Here is a 1113-nt window from a genome sequence, read left to right on the forward strand (position 1 = left end):
ATCTAAGGATTTATGATTATTTGAACAAAGGAGTTTTATCTAGATGAAAAAAGATAGCATGAATAAAATTATTAACGACTCATGGGGATTTGCGGAAGCAAGAATATTAAATACATGTTTTAAATTAAAAATATTTGATAAGATAAATGATGGTAACAACACCATAGAAAAATTAGTACATGCATACAACTATAACCCTTCTATTATGAAGTCTATGTTCTTTGTACTAATAAACAAAAATATTTTGACATTTGAAAACAATAGGTATCATATAAACAGTGACTACTTTGATTTTATTGTTTCAACTGAAAGTAAGTATATTGGTAACATTTGGAAAACTCATGAATATCTTAATAATAATCTTTGGAATAATCTAGAGTTGTTTGCTAAAGATGAATCTTCAAAGGAAAATCTTTTTGCTTTTGAAGATAATAATCACTGGAAAAACATTTTGCCTTATTTAAATTCACTAGCTTCTAATACTTCTGAAACTATTTCTAACTATTTTCCTAACAACAATATTAGGGTTTTAGATATTGGATGTGGCTCTGCCAAGTTACTTTCTACACTATTAGAAGATCATCCAAACTGGGTAGGAGTTGGAATCGATAATCCTTCACCAATAGCAAATGCAACCAATAATAATATAAAACTTATTGAAGATGGCAGACTACAGTTGCTCCCTCAGGATATATTTTTTTACAACAAAGATATTGGAGAATTCGATATTGTAGTTCTAAGTAATATATTACACGGTTATAATAAAGAACAAATTATTAAATTATTAAATATGGTTGATAAGTATCTTGATAGTGGAGGACGATTATTAATAAATGAATTCATAATTGATGAAAACTCAGAGGATATCATGCAACATATATATAATATTCAATTTTCAATGACAGGAAATGGAAAATCGTTTTATCTTGATGATTTGGATAATTTACTTAATTACTGTGGCTACTATTATAGTAAATCAATTGAATTGGATAGTCCTTATAATTGTATTTTGTACTCTAAAAATAAGCCAAAATTATAATTTTTGATAGCGATAATCATTGGAAGTCAATTGGTTAAAAAATTTGGTTTACAAAGAACTTTTAAAACTGAATT

At 26.5% G+C, this 1113-nt stretch carries 1 protein-coding gene; it reads left to right on the forward strand.

Translation table 11 applies throughout. The features are described 5' to 3' along the window. The first annotated feature begins 43 nt into the window (after positions 1-43). On the forward strand, positions 44-1039 hold the full coding sequence (locus ACO409_RS11020; RefSeq protein WP_006149302.1) for a class I SAM-dependent methyltransferase: 996 nt from the start codon (positions 44-46) through the stop codon (positions 1037-1039). Positions 1040-1113 lie beyond the last annotated feature (74 nt).

Source organism: Leptotrichia sp. (genome assembly GCF_057270615.1).